14 protein-coding genes, 3 pseudogenes and 1 riboswitch are annotated in these 22,836 nt (G+C 68.1%); of the genes and pseudogenes, 9 read left to right on the top strand and 8 right to left on the bottom strand.

Annotated features, from left to right (window positions below):
• Nucleotides 1-40: 40 nt before the first annotated feature.
• Together ABZY12_RS29090 and ABZY12_RS29085 are read right to left on the bottom strand one after the other, a co-directional pair.
• On the bottom strand, nt 41-361 hold the full coding sequence (locus ABZY12_RS29090; RefSeq protein WP_356895498.1) for a DUF6000 family protein: 321 nt from the start codon (nt 359-361) through the stop codon (nt 41-43).
• A gap of 37 nt (nt 362-398) precedes the next feature.
• Complete coding sequence (locus ABZY12_RS29085) at nt 399-629, bottom strand: DUF6000 family protein (protein ID WP_356895454.1); 231 nt, start codon at nt 627-629, stop codon at nt 399-401.
• Between the two features lie 48 nt (nt 630-677).
• Here ABZY12_RS29085 and ABZY12_RS29080 point away from each other — a divergent pair, with 48 nt between their 5' ends.
• From ABZY12_RS29080 to ABZY12_RS29065, 4 genes and pseudogenes are all read left to right on the top strand, one after another.
• Nucleotides 678-806, top strand: coding sequence for a hypothetical protein (locus ABZY12_RS29080; RefSeq protein WP_356895452.1), 129 nt, complete (start codon nt 678-680; stop codon nt 804-806).
• Complete coding sequence (locus ABZY12_RS29075; RefSeq protein WP_356895450.1) at nt 806-1,216, top strand: hypothetical protein; 411 nt, start codon at nt 806-808, stop codon at nt 1,214-1,216. The genes ABZY12_RS29080 and ABZY12_RS29075 overlap by 1 nt, the downstream gene beginning before the upstream one ends.
• Before the next feature lie 6 nt (nt 1,217-1,222).
• Nucleotides 1,223-1,624, top strand: a pseudogene (locus ABZY12_RS29070) (FtsK/SpoIIIE domain-containing protein); the annotation flags it as partial.
• A 16-nt stretch (nt 1,625-1,640) separates the two neighbouring features.
• Nucleotides 1,641-2,021 (top strand): annotated as a pseudogene (locus tag ABZY12_RS29065) (tyrosine-type recombinase/integrase); the annotation flags it as partial.
• A gap of 436 nt (nt 2,022-2,457) precedes the next feature.
• Here ABZY12_RS29065 and ABZY12_RS29060 read toward each other — a convergent pair.
• Nucleotides 2,458-10,275: a polymorphic toxin-type HINT domain-containing protein gene (locus ABZY12_RS29060; protein ID WP_356895496.1), complete on the bottom strand. Its 7,818-nt coding sequence runs from the start codon at nt 10,273-10,275 to the stop codon at nt 2,458-2,460.
• Between the two features lie 613 nt (nt 10,276-10,888).
• On the opposite strand from ABZY12_RS29060, the gene ABZY12_RS29055 reads away from it, so the two are divergent.
• Together ABZY12_RS29055 and ABZY12_RS29050 are read left to right on the top strand one after the other, a co-directional pair.
• The gene (locus ABZY12_RS29055; protein ID WP_356895448.1) at nt 10,889-14,071 is read left to right on the top strand and encodes a hypothetical protein; all 3,183 of its coding nucleotides are present in this window, start codon (nt 10,889-10,891) and stop codon (nt 14,069-14,071) included.
• A gap of 318 nt (nt 14,072-14,389) precedes the next feature.
• Nucleotides 14,390-14,788: pseudogene (locus ABZY12_RS29050) on the top strand (Uma2 family endonuclease); the annotation flags it as partial.
• A 122-nt stretch (nt 14,789-14,910) separates the two neighbouring features.
• Here ABZY12_RS29050 and ABZY12_RS29045 read toward each other — a convergent pair.
• The 5 genes from ABZY12_RS29045 to thrC all read right to left on the bottom strand — a co-directional run bounded on the left by ABZY12_RS29045 (nt 14,911) and on the right by thrC (nt 19,677).
• Entirely contained in the window at nt 14,911-15,378 is a 468-nt protein-coding gene (locus tag ABZY12_RS29045) for an SRPBCC family protein (RefSeq protein WP_356895447.1), read from the bottom strand.
• A gap of 158 nt (nt 15,379-15,536) precedes the next feature.
• Complete coding sequence (groL, locus tag ABZY12_RS29040) at nt 15,537-17,165, bottom strand: chaperonin GroEL (protein WP_356895445.1); 1,629 nt, start codon at nt 17,163-17,165, stop codon at nt 15,537-15,539.
• A 312-nt stretch (nt 17,166-17,477) separates the two neighbouring features.
• A complete protein-coding gene (locus ABZY12_RS29035) occupies nt 17,478-17,681 on the bottom strand; it encodes a cold-shock protein (protein ID WP_005315736.1) in 204 nt (67 codons plus the stop codon).
• Between the two features lie 384 nt (nt 17,682-18,065).
• Nucleotides 18,066-18,344 (bottom strand): MoaD/ThiS family protein, encoded by a 279-nt coding sequence (locus ABZY12_RS29030; protein ID WP_356895443.1) that lies wholly within the window; start codon nt 18,342-18,344, stop codon nt 18,066-18,068.
• A gap of 25 nt (nt 18,345-18,369) precedes the next feature.
• Entirely contained in the window at nt 18,370-19,677 is a 1,308-nt protein-coding gene (gene thrC / locus ABZY12_RS29025; RefSeq protein ID WP_356895441.1) for a threonine synthase, read from the bottom strand.
• Nucleotides 19,678-19,695: 18 nt separating this feature from the next.
• Nucleotides 19,696-19,838, bottom strand: a riboswitch (SAM riboswitch).
• A 121-nt stretch (nt 19,839-19,959) separates the two neighbouring features.
• Between thrC and ABZY12_RS29020 the strand changes: the two genes are divergently transcribed.
• Genes ABZY12_RS29020 through ABZY12_RS29010 form a run of 3 tightly spaced genes read left to right on the top strand, consistent with a single transcriptional unit; the run spans nt 19,960 to nt 22,799 of the window.
• Nucleotides 19,960-20,901 (top strand): glucosyl-3-phosphoglycerate synthase, encoded by a 942-nt coding sequence (locus ABZY12_RS29020; protein WP_356895439.1) that lies wholly within the window; start codon nt 19,960-19,962, stop codon nt 20,899-20,901.
• 51 nt (nt 20,902-20,952) lie between these two features.
• Nucleotides 20,953-21,288, top strand: coding sequence for a hypothetical protein (locus ABZY12_RS29015; protein WP_356895437.1), 336 nt, complete (start codon nt 20,953-20,955; stop codon nt 21,286-21,288).
• A 56-nt stretch (nt 21,289-21,344) separates the two neighbouring features.
• Complete coding sequence (locus ABZY12_RS29010; protein WP_356895435.1) at nt 21,345-22,799, top strand: trehalose-6-phosphate synthase; 1,455 nt, start codon at nt 21,345-21,347, stop codon at nt 22,797-22,799.
• Nucleotides 22,800-22,836 lie beyond the last annotated feature (37 nt).

The following is a 22,836-nucleotide window of genomic DNA, read 5'->3' as shown; positions in this document are numbered from 1 at the left end:
GAAGCCTTCAGAAGTGGGTGGAGGTATAGCCTGCCAGTGATCAGTCCAGGCTCTCGGCAAGCTCAATCCAGCCTGCCACTTCCCTCTCCCAATGAGAAGGATCAGCAGTCTCAAGGAAGCCTGCCGCCGACCATCGATCCCACAACCCTTCGGGCGCAAGTAGATCTTGCGAAAGCCGTATGCCCAAACGCCTCTCGATATGCAGCAGCGCGCCAAGGCACGACGGCTGGTTTCCCCGATTTTGCAGCTCGCTCAGACTGCGCTCCAGATAACGCTTCAACGCATACACATCTGAGGGTTGACAGAACCGAGCCAGCATGAAGGCAACGCCCTTTTTCGTGCGCCTGGCGCCCCCCCTCATCGATAAGCCTGTGCAGCTCATCTCGAAATTCAGATCTCTACGCAAACCCGATGAGCCAACACGCCGTAAGAGCCTCCCGCCAGTCGCCGTCCAGGAGCTGCTCCAGCTCGCTCGCCGACGCCTGCCGACCGTCGTCCATCAAGGCCGCACCAAACTCAAGGGCCTGCTCACGGCCAGCCCTCATGAAGCTCCCGGAGAGGGGTTTCTTATACCTGTTCCCAGGCAAGCAATAGCACGCAAACAGATCACCCGCATTGCTTCCAGACACACTCAAACCCCCCTCTCCCGGACACACTACTTCGATTCCGTCACTTAAATGGCCCCCATTCTCGGCATGCCCGTCGTCTTCACCGGCCTGGTCGCCTCAGCCTGGGAGAACGAAATCAACGGCAAGGACCGGCACGGCATCTCCCTGCGCGCCGACGCCGCCAAGGCGGGCGCCTGATGACCGGCAACCCCCTCGGGCTCGCGCTCCTCGCCGTGGTCGGCCTCGGCGGGCTCGGGCTGCTGGGCTGGTCAGGTTTCTGCTTCGCCCGCTGGTACCGGGCCGACGCCGAGACCCGGATCAGCCTGCGGCAGGCCCGGCGGCTGCGGTGGAGCTGGAAGCGGCTCGCCCCGATGCTCGGCCTGGCAGTCAAGGACGCCACCCCCACCGTGCTCCAGCAGTACGGCCCGCAGGACCAACCGACCAAGCCGCGCGTGCTGGTCCCGCGCCTGCACACCCGCGCCGACACTTTCGGCGTCACCGTCACCGCCGATGCCCTGCCGCAGGTCGGGCTGAGCGCCTGGCAGGACGCCAACGAGGGCCTGTGCGACGCCTGGGGTATGCGCCGCATCCGGATCAGCCAGCCCTAGCCTGGAGTGATCGTCGCACGCGGCTTCCGCCGTGAGCCGCTGGAGGCGGTGATCCGCTCACCACTGCTCGGTCCCGACGGCTCCCCAGTGTGCCGACCGGGTCAGTTCGTCTCCACCGATGATGTGCTGCTCGGCTGGGACGAGGACGGCACCCCCGTCGTGCTCAACCTCGCCTATTCCGCGCACGCCCTCGTCGCCGGCCTCACCCGCTCCGGTAAGTCGATCACCGTCAACACCCTGCTCGCCTACGCGTCCCTGATGCGGGATGTGCGGCTGATCGTGATCGACCCCAACCTCGGTGCGGTCGCGCCCTGGTGGCGTACCGCCTGCAAGGTCTCCGACGCCATCCACCCCGACGAGCCGACCGAGATCCTGCGCCGGGTCCGCGAGGAGATGCAGCGCCGCGAGCGGCTGTTCTGGTCCGGTCGCACCGACCGCATCACCGAATTTCACTCGGTGCTCGAATCGGCCCTGGAACACGCGGTCCGCGAAGACGAGCCGCCCCGGAACATCGCACGCAACGTCAAGACCACCACGCACCAGCCCAGGCGCTTCCAGCCCCTCACCGCAGCCGAGGCGCGCCAGTTGCTCGACGCCGCCCGCGCCGACCGACTCCAGGCGCTGTACGAACTCGCACTGCGCACCGGCCTCCGCAAAGGCGAACTTTTCGGCCTCCACTGGGAAGACCTCGACCTCACCAACCGGAACGGCCAGCATCCACCGCTCGCTCCAACGCACCCGCATCGGCGGCCTCACCCACCTGCCCACAAAGACCCGGGCGTCCGAGCGCCGTATCGCGCTCCCTCAGCCCGACCGACGACGACCACGACAACCCACCCGCCGCAGCCATCGTCCGTTGACGTTGCCGTCAGCGTTGCCGTCAAACGACTCAGAAGCCCCACCGAGATTACTCTCGGCGGGGCTTCTGATATACCCAAGGACATTCCGCCTTGCTGTTGCGGAAACAGACGGATCAGAGCAGAGCCCTATCCATCAGTCCAGTCGATTCAGTTCAGCACGGATTCCTTCTGCTTCGGCGCGAGCAGCGGCCGCTTCGGCGGCAGCTCTCTGGCGATCTTCCTGATAGATGAGAACGCCAGCCAGTGAGTCCAAAGCGTCTGCAATCCTTTCCCGCCACGCGGCAAAAGATTCAGTTTCACGCCCACCCGGAGGCCTTTCGGATCGCACTTCCCTCAATTTCTTAAGTGCGGCGCGCAACTCTGGAGAGACAGGCACGAGGCTCACCCTCGTCCACCGATTTGAGGCAAGAACCGCTGGCAGGCAGGGCATGGTGCGATCAGTTCACCATGATTCTCAATTGGGAATGAATTCCCTCTACCGCCACCGCCGATCCTGACAGACTGGAATGTCGCCCCCTCTAGCGGGATGCCGGCGCTCTCGAACTGAATGGCACACCCAACTTCCCCGCACCCGCCGTGGTGTCCGGAGTTAGCTACTGCTCTCGCTGTCTGCGGAGGCATTGCACCACTGCGCGTATCCGTTGCATAGGAGAAACGGACATGCTCTCCATCCGCAGAGGTAATCTTCGTAGCAACATTGGGACGCGATTCCGGACTCATGCTCAGCGCCTCGTCTGCGAAGTCGAGCAAGTCATCATCGGCCTCCCCACAGTTGTGAACGAGGACCGGCGCAGCCCCAGCCAGCACATAGTACGTGTGGACGTCAGAGACGGTCAGGTTGTGGACCGTGGCGTCCTGGCCGGTCCAGCGCTCGATCGAGGCGATCTGGACGAACGTGCCCGCGCTCGTCCGGAGCCACTGGCCCGACTTCAGGTCGGCGGCGTTGATCCACCTGCCTAGCTCGGCGACCCAGAATGGGTGGCCGTCCGTCGCCGTGACCTCCGCCGTCTTCGAGCCGGCCTTCCCGTCCGTGTCGATCGTGACCTTGACCAGGTGCTTGAGGCCCTCACCCTTGATCTCGGCGGTGACCGTCTCGATCCGGGACTCGCCCGTCTTCGGGTCGGTCGCAACGACCTTGTCGCCGGTCTTGACCTGCTCGATCGGCTTGGTGGAGCCGTCGGCCATCAGCACCTTCGTGCCCGGCGTGAAGCTGTTGTCCGACCTGTTGCAGGATCCGCCGCTGGAGCCGCCGCTGCTTCGCGAGGAACCGCCGTTGGAGCCGCCGGCCTTGGAGGTACTGACCTTGTTGCCGCCACCTCCGCCGCCCTTACCGCCGCCGCCCTTGCCGCCGCCACCCTTACCGCCGGAGACGGAGGAGGACTTCGGCGCAGCCTTCGCCTGCGCCTGCTTCTGGACCGGGTTGCCGGTCTTCTTCTTCTGGGCTAGCGCCTTGTCGGCGATTCTCTTCGCTTCTTCCGCGGCCTTTTTCTTGGCCGCTTGCGCGGCCTTCTTGGCCTTCTCGATCGCCGCGATCTTGGCCTTGAGCGCCGCCGCCTCGGCCGCCTTGGCCGCCTTGAGGACGGCCTCCGCCGCCTTCTTCGCCGCCTTGAACGCCTGGATGGCGTCGATCGTGCGGTCGATGGCTCTCAGGACCGACGGGATCTTGCCGATCTTGCCCCATGGAATCGCGTCGAGGATGAGGCTGCCGCACGACCACATGTCACCGCCGAAGCAGGCCATGGCGTCGTTGATCCCGATGAAGTCCTTCAGCGTCTCCCACGCGATGGCGAGGATCACCGAGGACAGCGACTTGCCCATCGTGGACTGCGCCTGCGCGACCTGCGCCGCGCTCAGACCCGCGCCCGCCAGGGCGGCCGCCCGTTCCGAGGACGACAGCGAGATCGCCAGGCCCGTCGGGTCGGCGTGCGTGACCGGGTTGTTGTGCGCGTACGCGTAGCCGTTGGACTGCAGCGGGTCGTTCAGATCCAGGATCGGGTCGGCGGACAGGAAGCGTCCGACCACCGGGTCGTACAGACGGGCGCCCAGCAGCGAGTAGCCGGAGGCGTCGTCGTTCGTCTTGCCGAGGAACCCCTTGTGGGTCTGCAGGTTGGCAGCCGTGGTGGCAGCCGCACGCTGGTTGCCGAAGGGGTCCTGCTTGCGGATGCGGACCGTCTGGCCGCCGTAGAGCGCGACCTCCGCGTACGGGCTGCCCTGGTGGTCCGTCGTGATGGCGACCAGCTGGGAGGAACCCGCGCCATAGGCGAAGCGCATGATCGCGCCGCCGGGAGCGGAGTAGGTGCGCTGGGTGTTGACCAGGATGCCGCCCTTCTGGACGGTGACCTCGGCCTCGCCCAGGTGCAGGGTCGCCTGCTTGCCCTTGATCGTCAGCAGTCGGCCGCCGTCGGGGCCGTAGATGTGACGGGTGTCGTTCTGCGGCGACCACAGCTGGGCCGCGGAGGCACCGTCACAGGTCGCCAGCACGATCGCCGTACCGCTCGCGGTCGCGCCGCCCTGGACCGCGACGCAGAGACCCGACGCGACGTGCGTCAGCTGTCCCGCCGTGTTCCGCTTCAGCTGCTGCGCGGCCGTGCCGTCACACTTCTGGATCTGCACCGCCGAACCGGCCGTGTTGGCCGCCGGCCGGACACACCAGGTGTCGTGCACCGTCAGCGTGCCCAGGTTCGGGTCGGCCTGACCCGGTGCGGGAGCGAACCTGAAGTTCTGCGCCTGGGTGGCATTGCAGGGGTACAGCTGCAGCGGCTGCGAGGCCGCGACCAGGCCGGACTTGAGGTCGATGCACTTGTCGGCGAGGCCCACGTACGGGGTCTTGCCACCAGCGCCCTGGCCCGTGATCCGGTCGACCTGGCCGTCGTAGGTCCAGCTCAGCTCCTGCTTGTCGCCGTTCTGGATCGAGGTGATCGACTTGGTCTCACCAGTGAGCTCGTACAGACGCTCCGCCTCGGCCTTCACCGCCGCGCCCGCAGGCGTCTTGTACGCCTTCGACACCTTGGTCAGCGTGTGCGGCTGGGAGCCGTCCGCCTTTCCGTAGGTGTAATCGATGACGGCGTCCTTCGTGGTGTCGCCGGTGAGGTCCTTCTCGCTCAGCTTCTTACGGTTGCCGAGCAGGTCGTACTCGTACTCCTGCCAGTAGCCGGAACCGTCCGCGCCGGCGGCGACATTGAGCGTGCCGTCGAGCGCGTTCTTCGGAGCGGTGGAGCACGTGGTCTGGTTCTTGTCGGTCCACGCCTGCTTCAGCTGACCCAGCGGGTCGTACGTGAAGCACTGACGCTCCGCGATCCCCTGGGAGTGCTCCTGGATCCCGGTGACGTTGCCCGCCGGGTCGTAGGTGTAGGAGCGCTTGGAGACGAGGATGCCGCTGACCAGGGACGCGTCACCCGTCTGCTCCCGGTAGACCTGCTGGTCCTTCAGCTCACCGCTGGCCTCGTCGAAGGTGTTCTGCGTCCACACCCGGTACGGCTGCGCGCCGAGCGTGGAGCGCATCACCTGGCCGTACGGGGAGTAGACGGTCTCCGAGCCGTACCAGTCCTTGCCGGATATGGAGAGCGGCAGGCCGTCCTTGTTGTAGCGGACGACGAGCTTCTCGGCGGCGAGGGCGCCGACCGCGGGAAGGGTGGCAGCGTCCAGCTGGCCGGTGTCGGAGTACTGGTAGCCGTACGTGTACGAGCTCTGCAGACCCCACGTGTCTGCGATCGACTGCGGCAGGCTCAGCGTGGTCGAGGTCGGCTGGTAGTCCTCGGTGTAGCCGTTGACCTTCTGCGTGTACGCCAGACCGTCGGTGTAGCGCGTGGCGGTGGCGGGCAGGCCCTTGCCGCCGGCGACGTTGTCGTACGTGAAGTCGGCCAGCAGCGTGCCGGCCGGACCGTTCAACCGCTGCTGCGTGGGCCGCGACAGCTCGTCGTAACCGTTCCACACCACGCCACGGCCGGTGGTCGTGGTCAGCACGCGATCGCGGTGATCGTAGGAAGTACTCGCCGTGCCCGTGTCCGGGTCGGTGGCGCTCTTCATCCGGCCGCGGTGGTCGTACGTCCACGACCACGGGTGCGTCGGGTCGGCCGACTTGGTGGCCTTCACCAGCTGGCCACGCGCGTCGTACTGGTAGCTCGTCGACGTGTACGTCTGGTGCGCCGTGTCGGTGAACGTGTCCGTGCGCGATGTGCGGCCGAGCGCGTCGGTGTAGACCCGGTAGGAGGAGGCCCCCTGCGGGTTGATCACCTTCGACCAGTCCTGGCCGTACTCGTATCGGGTGGCCCGCTCCGGGAACGCCTTCGACGTGGCTCCCTCGGACCCCGGAATCTCGTACTTGAGGAAGGGCATCTCCTCGACCACGCGACCGAGGCCGTCGTAGGTGTACATGGTCCTGTTGGGGACCGCCGTGTCGGCGTCCGGGATGAACAGCTCGCCCGGCTTGGCCGTGTGCGACAGATAGGCATTGTTGGTCTGCCGGATCTGGCTGGCGCTGTTGTACAGCGTGTCCGTGATCAGCCATCCGCGGCCCGTGGCCTGCTCCTGCGACTGGCGCTCACGGCCGAGACCGTCGTAGATCGTGACGGAGGTCTCGATCCGGTCCTTGTGGCCACGCGCGTGGGTGGTCACGTAGGGCGGCGTGCGCGTCGGGTCGTCCGGCTTGATCTCGGGGATCGTGTAGACGGCCTCGAAGTCGGGCACTGCCGTGGCCGAGGGCGTGCGGCCCGCACCCCACGCCTTGACGAGGCGGCCCAGCGGGTCGTACTCCGCCTGGCTGACCCGGCCGTTGACGTCCGTGGTCTTGAGGCCCACGGCCCGGCCCGGCTCCAGCTCTTGGATCTGCTCGTGCAGCAGGGAGTTCCTCTCGATGACCTTGAAGACCTGTCCGGTGGGCGGGTCGAAGGTGATCGTGGAGGACTTCTGGTCGGGGTCGGTGCGCCGGACGACACGGCCGATGGCGTCGAAGCCGGTGGTGCCGTTGGTCTGGAAGCCGGTGCCGTCGCCGTTGAGCGACCACGTCTCGGTGGCCAGGCCACGCGTCGTGGCGCCGAGCGCCACACCGTAGCCCAGGCCGTCGTACGCCGTGCGGGTGCCGCCGCTCAGAGTCTTCAGGTCTGTGAAGTTGGCATTCGCGCAGGAGGTCGGCGAGGAGAGAGCCTGCTTGGTCAGACCGATCATGTTCTTGTCGGTCTGGTGCAGGTACTCCATCTTGGTGCAGGACTCGTCGCCGGTCTTGCCGGTGTCCCCCAGGAACTCGACCTGCGTGGGCAGGCCGTACGTCGCGTCGTAGGTCGTCTTCGTCTCGACGAGGCGCAGGGTACGCGTGTCGTCACCCGTGCCGGAGGACTTGGTGTACGACACCGTCCGCGGCTCGGTGACGCGCCAGGACCGCAGCGGGGTCAGGCCGTCGTCACGGTTGCGCTTGGCGAGTTCGGTGGCGTCGGGGACGGTGATGCTGCGGGTCAGCCAGTTGGTGTCGGCGTCCTCCGCGCTGGTGTAGGTGAGCTCCTCGGCGATGCGGCCCGCGAAGGGCTCCTCGTCCTTGGCGATCTCGACGCCGTGGACGTCCGTGACCGGGACGGTGTTGCCCATGCCGCGGAAGTAGCGGGTGACGGCCTTGGTCTTGGGACTGTCGGTTCCGGGGGTGTCCTCGCCCGGCGTGGAGCCCTCTCCGCTGTCGGAGGCGGCCCTGTCCGCACCGGTGATCACCGTGGTCTGCTCGAAACCCGCGAACTGCGAGTACGTCCGCGTGGACTTCTTGGTGAACTCCGCCTCGGCGAGCTTCCATCCCGCGTTCTTGTACGCGTACGAGGTCAGCGTGGAGTACGAGCCGGGGACGTTCGGGAGTTCCTCGATGGAGTCCACGACGTACTTGTGGAACCAGTCGATGTCCTCGACCTCGGGGTCCGGGTTCCAGAACGCCGGGTAGCACAGGCGGTTGTTGTTCTTCAGCCCGGCCGTGTCCGTCTTGCCGGGGAGCCCGGCGCCGGTGGGACTGGCGCATTCACCGACGGGCTTCTTGTAGGTGACGACGGTCTCGCCGCCGTACTCGTTGATGACACGGGCGATCCGCAGCCGGGAGAACGACGGACTCGCGTCGTCCTTGATGCGGTTGGGCATGTCCTCGGCGTTGGACTCGAAACGCACCGCGTTGAGCTTCACGCTCGCGTCGGGGGTGCCGTTGCGGCCGTAGCCGGTACGGCCGATCGACTCCAGCCACAGAGCGGTGTTCACGCCGGTCTTGGTAACCGGGAAGTGCTGCGTCAGCTGGTACTCGTCCACCGCTTGGCGGGCGGGGTCGCCCGCCAAGCGCTGGGCGGTGGTGGTGATCTTGTCCAGGCGCTTGGTGGTCCAGAAGGTCGGGCCGGCGTTCCAGCACTTCTTCTTGTCCGTCGTGGTGACCGCCTGGCACCGCAGGTCGGCGGGGGTGTCGTACCAGATGCGGTACTTGCCCGGGTCGCTCGACTTGAAGTTGTCCTGGCTACAGGTCAGCGTGCCCTCGGTGTAGCAGCGCTCCTCGACGGAGAAGTTCACACGGGCCGGAGCCGACGTGGAGAAGATGCTGTCCTTGCGCTGGCCGTAGTCGATACGCGACAAGTAGCCGCCGCGGTCATACTTGACCGGACCCTTGAAGTAGAAGTTCTTCGCGTAGTAGTTCTCTTCCTTCTCCCACCACAGCGACATGGCGTTGCCGTGGATGTCCTCGACGTAGTCGAGGCTCCAGCGCCAGCCCTGGGTGCAGAAGGAGGACTTCCAGTCGGTGGTCGTCGGACCCTTGTAGCAGTCCTCGCCCGAGTGGTTGCCGTACACCGGCACCGTGAGCACGGACTTGGTCTGCGGGTCGTCGGCGGCGGCGCCGTTCTCCGACCAGCCCGGGAGCTTGTTCAGACCGAAGTGGTACTTCGTGCCGTCCTTGGTGGTGACACGCCAGTACTCGCCGTCCTTCGCACCATTGCCGGTGGCCTGGCCGAGAACCCGCTCGATCGTCGAGCCGTCACCGTTGGCCGTGAACCACTTGCCCTTGGTCGCGTCCCACACCAGCTCGGTGGTCATGCCACCCAGCGACAGCGTGGCGTTCATCGACCCCCAGCACAGGTCCGCGGTCTTGTGGGTGGAGTTGTTCGCCCCGGTCTTCTTGGAGTCCTGGCGGCAGTTGGCGTACGTCCGGGTGATGGAGCCCGCGTTGTAGTCCCAGCCGTCACCGACCCACGAGGCCTGGTTGTTCGACGCCGAGGTGCGACCGTCGACCGATTGCGAGTTGTACGACAGGCCGACCTTCGGCATCAGACCGCCGGCGGTCTCCGGAACCTGCACCTGGTAGTTGTAGGTGAAGGCGCCGTTGGACGAGCCCGCGGCCCAGGAGCCGGAGGACAGCAGCGGGGAGGCGGTGAAGTCACCGGAGCTCGAGGCACCGGTGTCCATCGCGCCCACGGCCTGACGGCCCGAGGCGTCCACTGCGGGCAATGCGGCCTGACGGGCCGAGGCGCCTGAGACCTTCGAGCCGGCGTCGTTGTCGGGGAGCAGGTTCGCGACCGGAACCGAACCCGAGAGGATCTTGCGGGTGGGTGCGTTCTTCTTGAGCTTGGCCTTGGTGGGGGCCTTGGCGGCCGGCACCTCCTTGACCGTGGAACGCAGCCGCTCGACGTCCTCGGCGACGTCGTCCTTCCCGGACATGGTCTCGGTGCCGGTGTCCGGCGCGCAGTCACCGGTGTCCGGGGAGTCGATGACACAGTTCGGCAGCAGGACCAGGCCGAAACGCTCTGCGGCCTGCGGGCCGTAACGGTCGGCGAAACCGGTGGTGTCGACGTCGAGCAAGACCTGCGCGGCCGGATCGGCGGTCGCCGGCGGGATGACCTCCATGATCATGCCGGGTACGCCGGTCTCCTCCGACGTGGTGGTCGACTTGACCGCGACCTGCCAGTCACCGGCGATCGCCGCCGGGTCCTGTCCCACCGGCACACCCACCGCGACCGGCAGACCCACCGACGTGGTCTCGTTCACCACCGGCACGGTGGTGCCCGGCTGGGTCTGCGCCGTCAGCGGCGCCTTGCCGGCGTCCTCCGCCCACGGGTCGACAGCCTGCGCCACATAGGGCGTGACCGGCACCTCTTCGGCCGTGCTCAGATCCTTGACGGCCGTGACATCCGGATCGATCGGCGCGTCCTCGGGCAGGTCGGGCAGCTTGACCTGCCCCGTGTCCTCCTCCCGGCTCATGCCGGGACCCGGCGCCGCCCATGCCTGTGCGCTCAGGCTGGTCACCGACAACGTCGAGGACAACAGAAGGACGGTCGCCGTGCGGCCAAACCGCCGACGCCGTCGTTGTGACTCCGTCATGGCTGGGCGTCCCCGCCCCAGCCATGACAGCGGACCTGAAGCACGCATACGCGTCGACTCCCACTGAGGCAACCCAGACAACTGATGAGGTGCGGAAACACCAAAGAGCGCACACCTGCTCCAGGCGCACGCGTGTGCACCATCTGTCATGAACGCTGCGCGTTTCAAGATCGGAGGAACGGGCTGGAACGCATTTTCGGTGAGCTGCGTCACGGTTCATGAATCATCGAATCGCCGCACTGACGATCTTTCAGATGGATCGTCCGATTTGCCACATAGAATCTCTTAAGGGTTGCCCGAAAGCCCCAGAGGGAACGCAAGCGGCCACGAGCCCGCCCAACTCGCCCCTGAAGGTCACGAATTAATAAAACCTTCATGTATGGACAGACCGTGTCGGTCGTGTGATCGTTTGCGCGCCTGTGCCCCGCGGTCCGACCGTCGGGGCTGTCTGTGCTGACCCCATTCCGCTTGGTCCCCACGGGAGTAGACCGCCGTGACCGCGCTCCGCCTGCTCAGCCCCTTCGTGCGCACGCGCACCAGGCTGGCCTGCACCCTCGGCCTTGTTCTGGCCGCACTCACCGCTGCCCTGTTGCCCTGGTGGCAACCCGACAGTCCACCAACGGCCCAGGGCCCACGACCGGCCGAGGCGAAGCCGGCCTCGACCGGCCTGCGCGACGAGAAGGCCGCCATGTCCCAGGCCCTGCGCACCGGAAAGCAGGTACTGGTCGAAACCGAGACCACGGCCACCGAGCTGACCTGGGCCCTGCCGAACGGTCGGCTGCGCACGCAGATCCACGCCCTCCCGCAGCGCGCGAAGAACGCCAAGGGCCAGTGGGCGCCCATAGACAACAAGCTGGAGCGGACGGAGGGCGCGCCCGGCGGGCTCGGCGTCCGGCCCGTGAACGCCGCCCTTCCGGTGCGGTTCTCCAGCGGCAGCGCCGACGCGTCCCGCGCGGACCGTTCCTTCGCCAGGGCCCCGCAGCCCGGTGACAGCGTGCTGGCCGAGATGGACGTGTCCGGCCACACCGTCGCCTACAGCTGGCCCGGCGCTCTGCCGGAGCCGGTGCTCGACGGGCCCCGTGCCCTCTATCCCGAGGTCCTGCCCGGGGTCGACCTGCTGCTGGTCGCACGTGAGGAGGGCGGTTTCGCCCAGCTCCTCATCGTGAAGACGCGGGAGGCCGCCCAGCAGAAGGCACTCAAGTCGGTTGCTTACGGCCTGCATTCGAAGACGGCCGCCTTCCGGCACGTCAGGGCCGGCAGCCGCGTACAGATCCTGGACAAGGGCGGCAAGGAGATCGGTTCGATCCCCACCCCCTTCGCCTGGGACTCCAGCGGCCGCGACCCCGAACTCCCCGACGCCGGGGCCGCTCCCCGTACGTCGGTGGCCACCTCCGCCGACGTGCTGAAGCTCTCCGGCCTGACCGGCATCGAGCCCGGCGCCCGCCAGGCCCAGGTCCCCCTCCGGCTGGAGGGCGAGGGCACCGGTGACGCCCGCCTGCGGCTGCAGGCTGCCGCCACAGGTCTGTTCACGGACAAGGACGTCCGCTTCCCGGTGTTCGTCGATCCGACGATGAACACCCCTTGGGAGGCGTGGACGACCGCCTACCGCCCGTACCCGAACACCAGCTTCCACAACGGCACCAACTTCAGCTCCGGCACTTCGGACGCCCGCGTGGGGTACGAGAACCAGACCGGCGGCCTTGGCCGCTCCTTCTGGCGCATGAAGTTCACGAAGATCACAGGCGCCACGGTCTACTCGGCCTCGTTCAAGGTCCAGAACAACCACTCCTGGTCCTGCGACAACCGTCAGTTCGAGTTCTGGCTGACCGGCGGCATCTCCACCGGGACCACCTGGAACGCCCAGCCGAGCTGGGCCACGCACCTGCAGTCGAAGTCCTTCGCCCACGGCTACTCCTCCACGGGCTGCCCGGACGCGTACGAAGAATTCGACAACGCCAACGTGAAGGCCGCCGCGCAGAAGGCCGCCACCGGCGGCTGGACGAACATCACCTTCGGCATGCGGGCCACCAGCGAGGGCGACACCTATACCTGGCGCAAGTTCCGCGCGACCTCCGCCGCGTTCGAGGCGGTGTACAACCGCATCCCCTCCGAGCCGACGGGCGGCACGAGCACCCCGGGCGGAGCGTGCGTACAGACTCCGGGCAGCCGGACCATCGCGACGACGAGCATCACCCTCTCGGCGAACGCGAAGGACGCCGACGGCAACCTGAGCAAGCTCCGCTTCCGCGTCACGAAGGTCGGAGGCACCTCTACCGATTACCTGGGGACCCCGAACTCCAGCGGCACGGCCTCCGTGCCCGTCTCCGGTCTGGTGCATGGAGCCACCTACACATGGGTCGTCCGGGCCGAGGATTCCCATTCCCCGCAGGGCCTCTCCAGCTGGTTCCCGCTCGGCCTCGAATCCTGTTCCCTCACCGTCGACACCACCGCGCCCCAAGCGCCTGACGTCACGAGCACCCACTTCCCGGAGGCCACCGACAACGGCCAGACCTGGGCCACGGTCAGGTTCGGCGGAACCGGCGCGATCACCTTCAAGTCCGTCGGAGCTGCGAAGTTCCGCTACAACTTCGAGGGTGTGGGAAGCACCGAGGTGGCCGCTGCGGCCGACGGATCCGCGACGGTGACCAACCTGGCTCCGCCGCACGCCGGTCCGAACGGGCTGCAGGTCTTCGCCCTCGACGCGGCGGGCAACATCAGCGCGCGCACGGACTACGCCTTCTACGTCCGACCGCGCGACAAGGCCGACGGCCCGGGTGACGTCGGCGGTGACGACATCGTCGACCTCCTGATCGTCAACGCGAGCGGCAGCCTCCAGTCCCTTTCCGGCGCAGCCGGGGGCGAGCTGTACTCAGGCATGCGCGGCTCCTACGTCCTCAGGCCCGACGCCGACAAACCGGAGATTCTCAACGCGGAGGAACCGCCGCCCGGCTACTGGTACGACGCCACCACCGGCAAAGCCGCGCTGATCTCCCACTACGCGGACGTCTACCCCGGCGACGGCTCGACCGACCTCTTCTCCGTCGCACCGGACGGCACCTTCTGGCTCTACCCCGGCGACGGCTACGGCACCTTCAACGTCGAGGACAGGATCGACATCCAGCTGCCGCCGGGCGCCCCTGCACCGTCGACCTGGACCCAGATCAAGGCGGTCGGCGACATCACCGGCGACAAGCTGTCCGACGTCGTCGTGCGCGCGGGTGCGGCCTTCTGGACCCTGTCCGGCTACACCGGAGCCACCTTCCAGTCAGCCACCCAGATGACCGGCGAGACCTGGACCCGCCGCGACATCGTCAACCTCGCCGACATCGACAAGGACGCGACCCCCGACCTGCTGTGGCGGGACCTGGACACCGGCTTCATGTACGTCCGCCACGGCAAGCCCGGCACCGTCACCGGCAGCGTGAACCTCAGCTCGCTGATGACGTCCGCCGCCTCCCGGCAGGGTGACGTCCAGTACGGCAACGGCTGGACCCAGACGAACATCTCGGCTGCCATCGGCATCCCCGACGTGAACAACGACGGTACTCCCGACATCTGGGCCCGGGACGGGGCGACCGGAAACATGCGCGTCTACTACCCGTCCGCGACCAACACCAACGCCGCGGCCAAGACGGTCCTTTCCGTCGACTGGAGGAGCGTCAAGTCCTTCGGATAGGCACAGAGCACAGCTGTGCTGATTCGAGCCTCGGTCGTTGGTAGCGGTCGAGGCTCGGCCTTTCGTCGGGGTCAAGGCCGCCGGCGCTGTCGCGCGTACATCCTGAATTGCGCCAGGTGCCGCGAACCCATCTACCCCAACACCCTCCAGGGCAGCGAATGCGGCCCTGCCGTGGCGAGCCCCCGGCACGCCCCAGCGTGCCGCCGCGCCGGCTCCATCCACCACCGCCGAGGTCCGCGCCCACGCGGCGGCCATCCGCGCCCGAGAAGGGAAATCGCACACGACGGTTCAGCTCGTCCGCACCGACGGCGGAGCAGGATGGAGGGGAGGAGGCGACGCCATGCCTCCCCACACCGCTGCCCGCCGGGACATGGCGACCACGACGAGATCTACATGTGGCTCATGCGCCAGCGCATGCAGCACCGCCCCGAGCTCGCGCTCTACCCGGAGCGGGGCCTGGCCGTCAAGCAGTATCGAAACGGACGCGCCACGCCCGACGGAGCCCGGCGCCCGTCGGGCAGTCGCCGGGCAGAGGGAGTGGGCCACCCCGCCGGCGTACCCGTGATCGTGGAGATCACGTCCCACGACTCCGACACCCACCGCCGCGACCGCGTCGAGAAGCGCGGCGCCTACGCCGCCTCCGAGACTCCCGTCTACCTTCTCGTCGACCGACGGCGCCGGCACCGTCGTCGCCTTCAGCGACCCCCGGAACGGTGCCTACCAGCACCGGGACTCCTACCCTTCGGCGCCACCGTCCCCCTACCCCGCCCCGTCCCGTCCGCATCACCCTCGACACTGAGAAGCTCAAGGACCACGCCGGCTGACCCGTCCCACCGCTCTCACATCGTCGGCAGGTACTCCGCCAAGCGGTCGTACTCCTCCCTGACCCCCGCCTCCATCCCCGTCGCCAGTGCCTGGTCCCGGATCTCGGTCGACGGCCAGAGCGAGGTGCTCGTCAGGGCCGTGCCGCCTTGCGGGGTGGAGTCGAAGGTCAGGGTGACGTGGACCGGCGGGCCCGGCATGAGTTCGAAGTGCTCGGTGTAGACGAGGCGTTCGTTCGGGACGATCTCCTCGTACGTTCCCGAGAACACGATGTCCTGTCCGTCGGACGACGTCTGACCCCAGCGCCATGCTCCCCCGACCCGGAGGTCGATCTCGCAGACGGTCGTGGTCAGCGCGGCCACGCCGTACCAGTGGCGGACGTGCTCGGGGCGGGTCCAGGCCTCCCAGACGCGTTCCGGCGGGGCGTCGAAGGTGCGTGTGATGACCAGTTCCCGGTCCGACGGTGTCGTCAGCAACGTGATCATGATCGCTCCCGTCTTCCGGACGGATCTCGGCGACTCTCGGACGGCTCCCTACTGTCATGGTCACACCGACAGAGCAACCGAGCGACACGACTGAAGGGCGGCACCCCCGCTGGGGTGCCGCCCTTCGGCGTTCAGCCGGACCGCTGATCCTCGACGGATCAGAAGTCCATGTCACCGCCCGGCATGCCGCCCGGAGCGGCCGCGGCGGCCTTCTCCGGCTTGTCGGCGATGACGGCCTCGGTGGTCAGGAACAGCGCGGCGATGGAGGCCGCGTTCTGCAGCGCGGAACGCGTCACCTTCGCCGGGTCGATGATGCCCTCGGCGATGAGGTCGACGTACTCGTTGGTCGCGGCGTTGAGGCCGTGGCCGACGGGCAGGTTGCGGACCTTCTCCGCCACGACGCCGCCCTCGAGGCCGGCGTTGACGGCGATCTGCTTCAGCGGGGCCTCGAGGGCCAGCTTCACGATCGCGGCACCCGTGGCCTCGTCGCCCGTGAGGTCGCCCTCGAGCTTCTCGAAGACCGAGGAGGCCTGGAGCAGGGCCACGCCACCACCGGCGACGATGCCCTCCTCGACGGCCGCCTTCGCGTTGCGAACGGCGTCCTCGATGCGGTGCTTGCGCTCCTTGAGCTCGACCTCGGTCGCGGCACCGGCCTTGATGACCGCGACACCGCCGGCGAGCTTCGCCAGGCGCTCCTGCAGCTTCTCGCGGTCGTAGTCGCTGTCCGAGTTCTCGATCTCGGCGCGGATCTGGTTGACGCGGCCGGCGACCTGGTCGCTCTCGCCCGCGCCGTCCACGATCGTGGTCTCGTCCTTGGTGATGACGACCTTGCGGGCGCGGCCCAGCAGGTCCAGGCCGGCGTTCTCGAGCTTGAGACCGACCTCCTCGGAGATGACCGTGCCGCCCGTGAGGATGGCGATGTCGTTCAGCATGGCCTTACGACGGTCGCCGAAGCCCGGAGCCTTGACGGCGACGGACTTGAAGGTGCCACGGATCTTGTTGACGACCAGGGTCGACAGGGCCTCGCCCTCGACGTCCTCGGCGATGATCAGCAGCGGCTTGCCCGACTGCATGACCTTCTCCAGGAGCGGGAGCAGGTCCTTCACGGAGGAGATCTTGGAGTTGACGATCAGGATGTACGGGTCGTCCAGGGACGCCTCCATACGCTCCATGTCGGTGGCGAAGTACGCCGAGATGTAGCCCTTGTCGAAGCGCATACCCTCGGTGAGCTCCAGCTCCAGACCGAAGGTCTGGGACTCCTCGACGGTGATGACGCCTTCCTTGCCGACCTTGTCCATGGCCTCGGCGATGAGCTCGCCGATCTGGGTGTCGGCGGCGGAGATGGAGGCCGTGGAGGCGATCTGCTCCTTGGTCTCGACATCCTTCGCCTGCTCCAGCAGGGCGCCGGAGACGGCCTCGACGGCCTTCTCGATGCCGCGCTTCAGAGCCATCGGGTTGGCGCCGGCCGCCACGTTGCGCAGGCCCTCGCGGACGAGCGCCTGGGCGAGGACGGTCGCGGTGGTCGTACCGTCACCGGCGACGTCGTCCGTCTTCTTGGCGACTTCCTTGACCAGCTCGGCGCCGATCTTCTCGTACGGGTCCTCGAGCTCGATCTCCTTGGCGATGGACACACCATCGTTGGTGATCGTGGGGGCGCCCCACTTCTTCTCGAGGACGACGTTCCGGCCCTTGGGGCCAAGGGTGACCTTGACGGCGTCGGCGAGCTGGTTCATCCCGCGCTCGAGACCGCGCCGTGCCTCCTCGTCGAACGCGATGATCTTGGCCATGTGAAGTGGTCCTCCCGGACATGGGGTGGATAACGCTCCAGGACCGCGCCGACGCCCGCGACGGACGGCCTGCGTGCCAGGCGGTTCCTTGCCCCACCTGGTCGCGGGCCTCGTCTGCCCGATCCTCGTAAGCACTCTCACCTTCAGAGTGCTAACGCCAATGATTAGCACTCGCCCTAGGAGAGTGCAAGCGCCTCCCACAGATCGGGAGACACCCGGGGAGCCGTCCGGGAACGCACGAGGGGCCCGCATCCCGGTCAGGATGCGGACCCCTCGGCGTGAGTGCGTACGTGGTGGCCGATCGCGCCGTGCTCAGACGGCGAGCTTGACCATGTCCGCCTGCGGACCCTTCTGGCCCTGCGAGATCTCGAACTCGACTCGCTGACCCTCTTCAAGGGTGCGGTAACCGTCCATCTGGATCGCGCTGTAGTGGACGAAAACATCCGCACCACCGTCGACCGCGATGAAGCCGTACCCCTTCTCCGCGTTGAACCACTTGACGGTGCCCTGAGCCATGCCTAACTCCCCTATTACTGGCCCTTGCGCGGGACCGCACTTCGCGGACCCGGGTCAGACCCTGCGCCGGAACGCGTCGACCGCGGCTGAATGTATCTGCCCAACTGCCCTCTGCAACAGGTCAATCGGACGAGAATTCTGGGCGCGCCGGAAAGGAGAATTGGGGAGGATTCGCTGAGTTCCGGGGCAAGTCGGGCCCGTCAAAGTGCGCAGAAGGTACACAACACTCGAACACTTTGGCTGCATCTTGTCGCGCGTCGACGCATTCTCATATGCGTCCGGCATGAGCAGCGGAGGGGGCTTCCCCAACTCTACCCCGTTCAACCATGCAGAATTGCCCCCTCCGTTTCTCACGGAGAGGGCAATTCGGGGAATCGCGATGAGTCAGCAGCCGCCGGCGACGGCCGGGATGATCGACACGCCCGCCCCGTCCGGCGTCACCGTCTCCAGGCCCTGCTCGAAGCGGACGTCGTCGTCGTTCACGTAGACGTTCACGAAGCGGCGGAGCTTGCCCTGGTCGTCCAGGACTCGGGCCGCGATGCCCGTGTGGTTCTTCTCCAGGTCGGCGATGACCTCGGAGAGGGTCGCGCCCTCCGCCGGGACCTCGGCCTGACCGCCCGTGTACGTACGGAGGATGGTGGGGATGCGGACCTTGACGCTCATCGGGTTCTCCAGTCTCTCAGTCGGCTCAGTGGGCCAGGCCGGCGTCGCGGAACGCGTCCAGGCTCGGGCGGATGGTGGCGGTCGCCTGCGAGGTCTCGGCCACCGCGTCCAGGGTCTTGAGGCCGTCGCCGGTGTTCAGCACGACGGTGGTCAGGCTGGGGTCGATGAGACCGGCCTCGACGAGCTTCTTCGTCACGCCGACCGTGACCCCGCCCGCCGTCTCGGCGAAGATGCCCTCGGTGCGGGCCAGGATCTTGATCGCCTCGACGACCTGCTCGTCGTTCACGTCCTCCACCGCTCCGCCGGTGCGGCGCGCGATGTCGAGGACGTACGGGCCGTCGGCCGGGTTGCCGATCGCCAGGGACTTGGCGATGGTGTTCGGCTTCTGCGGCCGTACGACGTCGTGGCCGGCCTTGAAGGCCGCCGACACCGGGGAGCAGCCCTCGGCCTGGGCGCCGAAGATCTTGTACGGCTTGTCCTCGACGAGGCCCAGCTTGATGAGCTCCTGCAGGCCCTTGTCGATCTTCGTGAGCTGGGAGCCGGAGGCGATCGGGATCACCAGCTGGTCGGGAATGACCCAGCCGAGCTGCTCGCAGATCTCGTACGCGAGGGTCTTGGAGCCCTCTCCGTAGTACGGGCGCAGGTTGACGTTGACGAAGCCCCAGCCCTCGCCCAGCGGGTCGCCGATGAGTTCGGAGCAGAAGCGGTTGACGTCGTCGTAGTTGCCCTCGATGCCGACGAGGTCGCCGCCGTAGACGGCGGCCATGACGACCTTGCCCTGCTCCAGGTCGTGCGGGATGAACACGCAGGAGCGGAAGCCGGCACGGGCGGCCGCGGCACCGACGGCGCCGGCCAGGTTGCCGGTGGAGGAGCAGGACAGGGTGGTGAAGCCGAAGGCGCGGGCGGCTTCGAGGGCCTGGGCGACGACGCGGTCCTTGAAGGAGTGCGTCGGGTTGCCGGAGTCGTCCTTGACGAAGAGCCTGCCCGGCTCGACGCCGAGCTCGCGGGCGAGGTTGTCGGCCTGGACGAGCTTGGTCCAGCCCGGGTTCAGGTTCGGCTTGTCGGCGACGTCGGCCGGGACGGGCAGCAGCGGGGCGTAGCGCCAGATGTTGGCGGGGCCGGCCTCGATCCGCTTGCGCAGCGCCTCGGGGTCACCGGTGGGCAGGTCGTACGCGACCTCGAGCGGGCCGAAGCACAGCTCGCAGGCGAAGATCGGGCCGAGCGGGAAGACTTCACCGCATTCGCGACAGGAAAGCCCGGAAGCGGGACCGAGATCGACCGTGCTCTGGGCGTTCTGGGTGTTCTCGGTGTTCGCGACAGTCTGTACAGCCATTGGAGGCGAGGCCCTTTCTCCTCATCTTTCCCATGGCGAATTTCGCCATGAGACGGATTTGGCACCTTCCCTAGCCGGGGACCTCGCTGGAGGACGAGTGACCGACTGGAGGGTTGCCGGGGCTTCAACGGGCCGTTTCCCTCTGCCCCTCTGGATGAGCGGTATTCGGTTGTGGAACGCGGGCGGCACCCCGACATGCATCGGGCATCCGCGTTGTTCAAGACTGTAACCGAAGGCATGGACGGTTGAGATGGTCGTCCGAACCGCGAGATGGAGATCACCTTGCTGGATGAAGTGGAGCGCTGGCTGACCCGGCGGTCCTGGTCCGTGACCGACCGTCCGCTGGAGCGGATCCTCGCGGCCAAGCGGGGGACGACGGTCAGCGTCGTGCTGCCCGCGCTCAACGAAGAAGCGACGGTCGGCGCGATCGTCTCCGTGATCCGGCGCGAGCTGATGTCCGACGCGGTTCCGCTCGTCGACGAGCTGGTGGTGATCGACTCCGGTTCCACCGACCGTACGGCCGAGGTCGCGGCGGCTGCCGGGGCCCGGGTGGTGGCGCGCGACGAGATACTTCCGCGGATACCGGCCGTCCCCGGCAAGGGTGAGGTCCTGTGGCGCTCGCTGATGGTGACCGGTGGGGACGTCGTCTGCTTCGTCGACGCGGATCTGCGGGACTTCTCCGCGGACTTCGTCTCGGGGATCGTCGGCCCCCTGCTCACCGAGCCGGACGTGCACCTCGTCAAGGCGATGTACGACCGCCCGCTGGGGGACGCTCCTGGTCAGGGCGGCCGGGTGACGGAGCTGGTGGCCCGCCCGCTGCTCAATCTGCACTGGCCGCGGCTGGCCGGTTTCGTCCAGCCGCTGGGCGGCGAGTACGCGGCGCGGCGCTCGCTGCTCGAACAACTGCCGTTCCCCGTCGGTTACGGAGTGGAGCTGGGTCTGCTGGTCGACGCGCTGCACACGGTGGGCCTCGACGCGCTCGCCCAGGTCGACGTCGGGGTTCGCAAGCACCGCCATCAGGACGGGCAGGCGCTCGGCCGGATGGCGGCGGCGATCTACCGGACGGCGCAGCTGCGGCTGTCGCGCGGGCATCTGGTGCGGCCCCGGCTGACGCAGTTCGAGCGGGACGAGACGGGGTTCTCCCCCAGGACGTACGCCGTGGACACGGAGGAGCGGCCGCCGATGCTGGAGATCGCGGAGTACGCGCACCGCCGGGTGGCGTAACCGCGTGGCGGAACGTCGGATGATGATGTTTTCTGCCTAGATTTCCGTTTCATGAGGTTCACGCATCAGAGGTTCACGCATCGAAGGGGAGCTGTGCTGGCGGTCGCCGGTCTCCTCGCCGGCTCGCTGCCCCTCGCGGCGGCCGGTCCGGCCGCGGCCGAGGTGATCGAGCCTCTGGGCGAGCGGGCGAGCCAGGTGCGGCCACCGTGGACGACCCCGGCGCCGACGGTCCGCCCGCCGCGGCCGGCCCCGCACGGCCCCCGGGGCTCGATGGCCGGGACCGGCGCGCACGGCGAGCGGCTGTGGCTGCTCGGCGGGCTCGCGCTGGCCCTCGCGGGGACGGGCGCGGTGGCGAAGGCGGCCCTGCGCGGCCGGCGTGGCGACTGAGCGCCGACGTCGTATACGTACGTTTGAGCGTTTACGGGACGGGCTAGGTTCGGCACATGGCTTCTGTACTGGTGGCTTCGAACCGCGGTCCTGTCTCGTACGTGCCGCGCGAGGACGGTTCGGGTGCGCTCGACGCCCGTCGGGGCGGTGGCGGACTCGTCTCCGGCCTCTCGGCCGCCCTCGCCGGGCAGCCGGAGGCGCTCTGGGTGTGCGCGGCGCTGTCGGACGGGGACCGGGAGGCCGTGCGCACGGGCGTCTCGGAGCCCGGCGTCCGCATGCTGGCCGTCGATCCCGCCGTCTACGACGGGGCGTACAACGGCATCGCGAACTCGGTGCTGTGGTTCCTCCACCACCATCTGTACGACATCCCGGTCGCGCCGGTCTTCGACGCGGAGTTCCGGCGCAGGTGGGAGGCGTACCGCACGTACAACCGCGCCTTCGCGGAGGCGCTGGCGGCGGAGGCGGCGGAGGGTGCGGAGGTCCTGGTGCAGGACTACCACCTGGCGCTCGTGCCCGGGCAGCTGCGGGAGCTCCGGCCCGACCTGCGGATCGCGCACTTCACGCACACGCCGTGGGCGTCGCCGGAGTATCTGCGGATGCTGCCGGAGGACATCCGCGAGGAGCTTCTGTGGGGGATGCTCGGCGCGGACGAGCTGGGCTTCCACACCTGGGCATGGGCGTCGACGTTCATCAGAGGCGCGCACATCGACAGCGCCACCGGGACGGCGGACGGCTCCTGGCCGAGCGACGACCCCTGGCGCGGAGTGCGCCACCGCAAGGCGGGCCAACCCGGGCGCGGCACCCGGGTGCGGGTGTACCCGCTCGGCGTGGACGGGGACGAGCTGCGGGCGCTGGCGCACCGGCCGGAGGTGGACGACCGGCTGGCCGCGCTGCGGGCGGAGGTCGGCGACCGGAAGACGATCGTCCGGGTGGACCGTACGGAACTGTCGAAGAACGTGGTGCGCGGCCTGCTCGCCTACCGCGAACTGCTGCGCGAGCGGCCGGAGTGGCGCGGCCGGGTCGTCCACCTGGCCTCGGCCTACCCCTCCCGCCAGGACCTGGAGGTCTACCGCGACTACACGGCGGCGGTGGCGCGGCTGGCGGAGGAGATCAACGCGGAGCTGGGCACGGAGGACTGGCAGCCGGTGCTCCTGTCCGTGAAGGACGACTTCGCGCGCTCGCTCGCGGCGTACCGGATGGCGGACGTGGCGCTGATCAACCCGGTGCGGGACGGCATGAACCTGGTGGCGAAGGAGATCCCCGTGGTGTCGGAGGCGGGGTGCGCGCTGGTGCTGTCGACGGGGGCGGGGGCGTACGAGGAGCTGCGGGAGGACGCGCTGACGGTCAACCCGTACGACGTGTCCGAGACCGCGCGGGCCCTGCACGAGGCGCTGACGAAGGGCCCCTCCGAACGGGCCGACCGCACCAAGCGCCTGGCGGCCAAGGCGACGGCGCTGCCGCCGCGACAGTGGTTCCTGGACCAGTTGGAGGCCCTGCGCGAGCCGCGCTGACGACTCGGCCGGACTCCTGGGCGCGCCCCCGCTGTCA

The sequence above is a fragment of the Streptomyces sp. NPDC006551 genome (assembly GCF_040611675.1).
Taxonomy (GTDB): Bacteria; Actinomycetota; Actinomycetes; order Streptomycetales; family Streptomycetaceae; genus Streptomyces.
This window is presented reverse-complemented; position numbering and strand designations above follow the sequence as displayed.

Bases quoted from the DNA above. Each gene is read 5' to 3' on its own strand.
- ABZY12_RS29015 (WP_356895437.1), top strand. From the start codon at position 20,953: ATGAGGTTCACGCATCAGAGGTTCACGCATCGAAGGGGAGCTGTGCTG.
- ABZY12_RS29080 (WP_356895452.1), top strand. From the start codon at position 678: ATGGCCCCCATTCTCGGCATGCCCGTCGTCTTCACCGGCCTGGTCGCC.
- thrC (WP_356895441.1), bottom strand. From the start codon at position 19,677: ATGGCTGTACAGACTGTCGCGAACACCGAGAACACCCAGAACGCCCAG.
- ABZY12_RS29075 (WP_356895450.1), top strand. From the start codon at position 806: ATGACCGGCAACCCCCTCGGGCTCGCGCTCCTCGCCGTGGTCGGCCTC.
- ABZY12_RS29090 (WP_356895498.1), bottom strand. From the start codon at position 361: ATGAGGGGGGGCGCCAGGCGCACGAAAAAGGGCGTTGCCTTCATGCTG.
- groL (WP_356895445.1), bottom strand. From the start codon at position 17,165: ATGGCCAAGATCATCGCGTTCGACGAGGAGGCACGGCGCGGTCTCGAG.
- ABZY12_RS29035 (WP_005315736.1), bottom strand. From the start codon at position 17,681: ATGGCTCAGGGCACCGTCAAGTGGTTCAACGCGGAGAAGGGGTACGGC.
- ABZY12_RS29060 (WP_356895496.1), bottom strand. From the start codon at position 10,275: ATGAGCCGGGAGGAGGACACGGGGCAGGTCAAGCTGCCCGACCTGCCC.
- ABZY12_RS29010 (WP_356895435.1), top strand. From the start codon at position 21,345: ATGGCTTCTGTACTGGTGGCTTCGAACCGCGGTCCTGTCTCGTACGTG.
- ABZY12_RS29030 (WP_356895443.1), bottom strand. From the start codon at position 18,344: ATGAGCGTCAAGGTCCGCATCCCCACCATCCTCCGTACGTACACGGGC.
- ABZY12_RS29045 (WP_356895447.1), bottom strand. From the start codon at position 15,378: ATGATCACGTTGCTGACGACACCGTCGGACCGGGAACTGGTCATCACA.